5 protein-coding genes and 1 pseudogene are annotated in these 5,458 nt (G+C 71.9%); 3 read left to right on the top strand and 3 right to left on the bottom strand.

Annotation, left to right across the window (positions count from 1 at the left end):
- Nucleotides 1–1,030 (top strand): protein phosphatase 2C domain-containing protein (locus H5J26_RS27895; protein ID WP_235981200.1); only part of this gene is annotated, 1,030 nt, incomplete at its 5' end.
- Between the two features lie 300 nt (nucleotides 1,031–1,330).
- On the top strand, nucleotides 1,331–1,687 hold the full coding sequence (locus H5J26_RS27890) for a hypothetical protein (protein ID WP_181768739.1): 357 nt from the start codon (nucleotides 1,331–1,333) through the stop codon (nucleotides 1,685–1,687).
- Nucleotides 1,688–1,917: 230 nt separating this feature from the next.
- Here H5J26_RS27890 and H5J26_RS27885 read toward each other — a convergent pair whose 3' ends face one another.
- On the bottom strand, nucleotides 1,918–2,976 hold the full coding sequence (locus tag H5J26_RS27885; protein WP_181768738.1) for a DUF2637 domain-containing protein: 1,059 nt from the start codon (nucleotides 2,974–2,976) through the stop codon (nucleotides 1,918–1,920).
- Nucleotides 2,977–3,159: 183 nt separating this feature from the next.
- Nucleotides 3,160–4,020, bottom strand: coding sequence for a (2Fe-2S)-binding protein (locus H5J26_RS27880; RefSeq protein ID WP_181768737.1), 861 nt, complete (start codon nucleotides 4,018–4,020; stop codon nucleotides 3,160–3,162).
- Nucleotides 4,021–4,135: 115 nt separating this feature from the next.
- On the opposite strand from H5J26_RS27880, the gene H5J26_RS27875 reads away from it, so the two are divergent.
- Nucleotides 4,136–5,020, top strand: a complete 885-nt coding sequence (locus H5J26_RS27875) for a GntR family transcriptional regulator (RefSeq protein ID WP_181768736.1) — start codon at nucleotides 4,136–4,138, stop codon at nucleotides 5,018–5,020.
- 90 nt (nucleotides 5,021–5,110) lie between these two features.
- Here H5J26_RS27875 and H5J26_RS27870 read toward each other — a convergent pair.
- Nucleotides 5,111–5,458: pseudogene (locus H5J26_RS27870) on the bottom strand (hypothetical protein); the annotation flags it as partial.

Genomic DNA, 5,458 nt, shown 5'->3' with positions numbered 1-5,458 from the left:
TCCCACCGTCGTGGAGGACGTCGGCGCCTCAGCTCTCGCTGACGGCGAGGAGCCGCTGAGCCCCGGTCACATCGGCGAGCGACCGCCCACGTACGACGCCGAGCCTGCGACCTTCCCCGCCGCCGACCCGGCCGCGCTCTCCGAACTCGTCCCCGACACCGTGCTGGACGGAGCGCATTACGGCGGACTCACCCTGCGCGCCGCCTCGTTGCGCGGAGACTCCGCCCGCCACCGGGGTGCGCTCCGGAGGGACGCACTGCTGACGGCGCGCTTCGGATCAGGCGCGTCGGCGCTGCTGCTGGTCGCCGTCGCGGCGGGCGGCCGGGCGGCGACGGGCGGCCACCGGGCGGCTCGTGAGATCTGCCATTCCATCGGCGGCGTCGTCGGTCGCAGCCACGAGCGCCTCGCCGAGGACATACGGGCGGACCGCCGCGGCGCGCTGAAGTCCGGGCTCCAGAGGCTGACCGAGCGTTGTTACGGCAAGTTGCGTGCCCAGGCCGCCGCCCTGGGCGTCCAGCCGGAGGAGTACACGGCGGATCTGCGCTGCCTGTTGCTCTCCGCCGACCCGCGGTGCCGTGTACGCGTCTTCTTCGGCTCCGGTGCCGGGGGCCTCTTCCAACTCCGTTCCGGCACATGGCGGGACATAGAGCCGGGTCCTTACGCGCAGGGCGGGACCGTGCTCGATCCGGGCGCGGAGGCCGGCGGCTTCCTCGACCCGGTGGAGCTGGGCGATCTGGCCGCGCTCAGCGTCCCCGTGACGGCGGGGCAGCAACCGATGCCGCCGGCCCGTCAGGATCCGGAGCCCTTCCGGTTCTGCGCCACGGAGGCGCAGCGAGGAGACACGCTGCTGCTGTGCAGCCCGGGGCTCGCCGCGCCGCTGCGGGGAGAGCCCGCATTCGGAGAGCGGCTCGCGAAGTCCTGGGCGGACCGGCCGGAACCGCCGGGCCTCGCCGCTTTCCTGGCAGACGTTCAGCTGCGCGTACGGGGATACGCGGACGACCGCACGGCCGTGGCCGTGTGGGAGGGCTGAGCGGGCCCGCCCGCCTGACATCCGGTCCGATCGGCGCCCGGGGGAGTGGCCGCCGAGCGTGCCGCTGGAGTGGGCATACGTCACGTCCAGCCAGGTTCTGGGCGGTACCGCCGGGGTCCATGGACCCGTGACCGTCCGCCCACGGGGGGATGCGGCAGGCCGACTACGCCAGGAGCATGCGCACTCGGCTCCATTCTGCAGCGTTGATCCGTGTCCACCCCTTATGTGAAAAATGAGCGCTTGATACTGCTCCTGCAGCCCGGCGACCACGCCGGACGCACACGGAGAGGAGCAACGCGTATGAGAAGGACTCGGGTGCTCGGCATGACCGCTCTGGCGGTCGCGCTGCTGGCCGGCGGCGGATGGTCCGCGCAGGCGGAGTCGGCGGCTCCGCACAGGCCCGCCGGGAAGATCCCCGGCTACGAGGTCGTCAGACTCGCCAACCAGGACGTGCCCAACTTCCAGCGCCGGATCGCCCACTGCCCCAAGGGCAAGAAGGTGATCGGCGGTGGCGCCGAGGCCCGCGGCAACGAGGCGATCCTGGTCGGCAGCTTCCCCACGGACGACAACAGGGGCTGGATCGGTCTCGGCCGGCAGACCAACAACCCCATGGTCGGCATCAGCGTGTTTGCGATCTGTGCCTACACCTCCCACTAGGCCACTGATCGCTGCACGCTGACCCCCGCGCCGACGCCGGGATCCCGGGAGCCTTTCCGGGACCGCGGGTGCGGCCGCGGTCAGCAGTCCGGTCCTCCGCGGACGGGCCCGCGGGGCGCCCACACGACCGCGGCAGGACGGGGCACCGCAGCACAGTTCATGACGACGTCCGGGTGCGCCCCGTACAGGGCGCACCCGGACGTCGTCGAGCGAATCTGCCGAAGAGCGAATCAGCCGAACTGCCGCTCGATCTGGGCGAGTTTCTCCTCGAGCGAGTCGAGCCGGGGGCTCGTCGCACTCATGGCGCCTTCCTTGTCGCCGCCGGGTTCCCGCCCGTCGCCCGCCGGACTTCTGTAGGGCTCGTGCCGTGACCGCAGCGGGAGCACAGCCGGAGCCGCCGCCTCGTCGTCGCCCGCCGCACCGGGCGACGACGAGGGCGGGCCCACCTCGATCTCCACGTGCTGCGGAGCGCGATGGCGGCCCCAGCCGCGGTGCTGCCGGTTGAGAGCCTTGACGCGGGCACGGTCCAGTTTCTCCTGCTCACGACGGCGGAGACGTTCCTGCTCCTGCTGCCTGCGCTCGTCCCGGACCTCCTCGACCGCCTCGTCGAGCGACCGCACTCCCTCCAGCAGCATGAGCGACCACGCCCGGAAGGTCTCGCGTGGTGCACGGAGCCACCGCACGACCCTGATCTGGGGCAACGGCCTTGGAACCAGGCCCTGTTCACGCAGTGCCGCACGCCGTGTCTGCTTCAGCGCACGGTCGAACAGGATGGCGGCCGACAGCGACATCCCCGCGAAGAACTGCGGCGCCCCCGCGTGACCCGCGCCGCGCGGTGCGTGCACCCAGTTGAACCAGGCCGCCGCTCCTGCGAACGCCCACACCAGCAGCCGCGAACCCAGCGAAGCGTCGCCGTGGCTGGCTTCCCGTACGGCGATGACGGCGGAGAACATCGCCGCCCCGTCCAGCCCGAAGGGAACCAGGTACTCCCAGCCGCCTGACAGCCGCAGGTTCTGCCGCCCGAAACCGACCAGCCCGTGAAAGGAGAGCGCGGCAGCCACCGCCGCACAACAGAACAGCAGAAGGTAGGCGGCGGTGGCGTAGAGAGTCTCCCTGCGTCTGCGGCGCTGCTCCAACTGCTCCCAGGAATCGGCCTGTCCGCCGTCCTCGCCGGCCGCCTGCCTGCCCGGTCTGCGGCCCCGTGCCATCACCAGCACCGCCGCCAGGGCGCCGACGAGCAGCACGGCGCTCGCCATCACCCAGCTCAGCGGTATGTCCGTCACTCTCATCGGATGTGCCCCTTGCCGCCCGGCGGGAAGTCCGGTGTCACCGGCAGCGCCGTGCTCGCCTCGGCTTGCTTCGTATCGCCGAGCATCTTGGCGCAGAGAGACCGCGCAACAAGGGGAATTCGGCACAACTACCCGCCAACGAGGGCCAGTAGGCACTGAAGAGGGTGTTGTGGGTCGAACTGCTCAGCGACTGGGGGACAGTCGCGCGATTCGTTCCGCGTCGCACGTACGCGGACAGGTCACGCAGGTGTCCTCCGGGCGCAGCGTGTAGAAGAGGCAGCAGCTGGCCCGGTCGCGGGTGGGAAGCAAGTCGCCTTGCGGGCCCGCCAGTTCACGGAAGGAGGCGCCTTGCAGATATGGGGCGGTGCCGCCCGGCAGCAGCAGCCCCGCCTCGTGCATCGCGCGCTTCTCCTCGCCGAGCAGGTGCCCCAGATACCAGAGCCCCTCGGTGATCTCGTCCGTCGCCATGCCCCAGAGCGCGCGCGGTCCGCGGCGCATGCGGGAGCGGAAGCCCTCGAGGACGGGGGTGAGATGTTCGGCGAGGGCGGCGCGCACCTCTGCGCGCAGAGCCTCCTCGTCCGCCACGACCCGTGCCTGGGGGCTGTGTTCGGCGGGGTCGCCCGGCAGGCAGGCGAACTCGTCGATGCGGACGGACAGTTCGCCGAGGGTGCGCTGCACGGAGACCGCCTCGACGGGCAGCCGCGGCACCCGGCGGTGCAGGAACCAGGGGAGGGTGACCAGCAGGCAGACCGGCCAGGCGTAGCGGTGGAGACCGAAGCTTGCGACGACGTCCGGACGCGGCTGCGTCTCGTAGTCGCGCACGACCTGCTCCTCGTCGTGCGCGAGGAAGGAATCAAGTGCCTGTCCGCCTTCGGCCAAAAGGGCGGCGCGCACCCATCCGGGGCCCTCGCACAGGGCGCCGCCGGGCCCTGCCTCCCGCACGCTCAGGCCCGGAAAGACCTCGGTCAGCCGTGTGTACGCCGGTGTCAGGGGTGACGCGGCCGAGGGCTCCGGAGGGGCGGGGGCGAACGCGGAAATGGCCATGAACGGACCACCGAATCGACGATCACTTGCAGGTTAGCCTTACCTTATCCGATGCGTGGAGGTTTGATCTCGCGCCAGGTCCGCCTATCGTGCAGAGCGAGACTTGGAGGGGCAGATGGAGCAGACCGGAGCGGATGCTCCCGAACAGTCGGGACGCACCGCACTCCACCCCCACCTTCCGCCTCAGTCGCCCTCCGCCGGGCAGCAGCATCCGGCGCAGGTCGACGACGACCGAGGGGCGCGGGGGGAACACGTACACAGCGAGCCGCCACCACCGGTGACGGCCGCCATGCCGGGGGTGCCGCCGCCTGGACGGCCGGCGCTGTCCGGGCAGCTCGGGCCGCCGGGACAGACGGCTCCGCCGCCGGGGCGCAGGAAACAGCTGCCGCAGCGGTATTCCGTACGGGCCCAGATCCTCAACGCCCTGCGCGAGGCGCTGCTGTCCGGCGAACTCGTCCCGGGCGAGGTGTACTCGGCGCCCGCGCTCGCCGAACGGTTCGGCGTCTCCGCGACGCCCGTACGCGAGGCCATGCAACGGCTCGTGTGCGAAGGGGCCGTCGAGACGGTGCCCAACCGCGGGTTCCGCGTCGCCGTGTGCAGCGCGCGTGACCTTGCCGAACTGGCCGAGATAAGAGCTCTGTTGGAGATCCCGTCGGTGCTGGAGGCCGCCCGGTCGATGCCGCCGGAGTGCTGGGAGAGCCTGCGTCCGCTGGCGGACGAGGCCCTGGCGGCCGCGGCTCTCGCGGACAGGGCCACCTACGCCTCCGCCGACGGCGCCTTCCATGGAGCACTGCTGGAACTCACCGGGAACCGTCAACTGGTGGCCGTGGCAACGGACATACACCGCAGGGTGCAGCGCCGTCCGGCGCCGCTCGCTCCCTCGACGGGTGCGGCCGAGCTGATGCAGGACGCGTCGGACCATGTGGTCCTGCTGGACGCCCTGCGTGCTCGCGACCTCGCCACGGTGGAACGCCTCATGCGCGAGCACGTCGCGCTCTGATCGGAGCACCCCGGGCGGAGCCGGTGCGCACCCCGGAGGGTGCGCGGGGAGCGAAGTGCTGCCCGCCCACCCGCCGGAGCCGAACCGGCGTCAGGCTGTGGGGAGTTGGTCGGCCAGCCAGGTCGGCACGCCGCCGAGGAGGCGGAAGAGCCGTCCGGCCTCATCGCGGAGCCGGGTGGCTTCGGGCTCCGGCTCGACGTCCGCGAGGGCGACGAGCGCAGGGGCCATGCCGACCAGGTATCCCAGTTCCTCCCGCAGCTTCAGCGACTCGGTGAACCCGTGCCGCGCCTCCGCGAGTTCGCCGTCCCGCAGGGCGAGCCCGGCGAGGTGGCGCCAGGTGAAGGAGCACAGCAGATCGTCCTCGAGCGCGATGGCCGCGGTGTGCGCCCGCCGGTACGCCGCGAGCGCCGACTGCGGGGTGTCGCTCAGGTGCTCGGC

Source organism: Streptomyces albidus (ex Kaewkla and Franco 2022) (assembly GCF_013870515.1).
Taxonomy (GTDB): domain Bacteria; phylum Actinomycetota; class Actinomycetes; order Streptomycetales; family Streptomycetaceae; genus Streptomyces; species Streptomyces albidus.
Note: the sequence above shows the minus strand (reverse complement) of the source record. Positions and strands in the feature narration are given on the sequence as shown.

Excerpts from the sequence above, each read along its gene's own strand:
- H5J26_RS27890 (WP_181768739.1), top strand. The coding sequence starts at position 1,331 with ATGAGAAGGACTCGGGTGCTCGGCATGACCGCTCTGGCGGTCGCGCTG.
- H5J26_RS27885 (WP_181768738.1), bottom strand. The coding sequence starts at position 2,976 with ATGAGAGTGACGGACATACCGCTGAGCTGGGTGATGGCGAGCGCCGTG.
- H5J26_RS27880 (WP_181768737.1), bottom strand. The coding sequence starts at position 4,020 with ATGGCCATTTCCGCGTTCGCCCCCGCCCCTCCGGAGCCCTCGGCCGCG.
- H5J26_RS27875 (WP_181768736.1), top strand. The coding sequence starts at position 4,136 with ATGGAGCAGACCGGAGCGGATGCTCCCGAACAGTCGGGACGCACCGCA.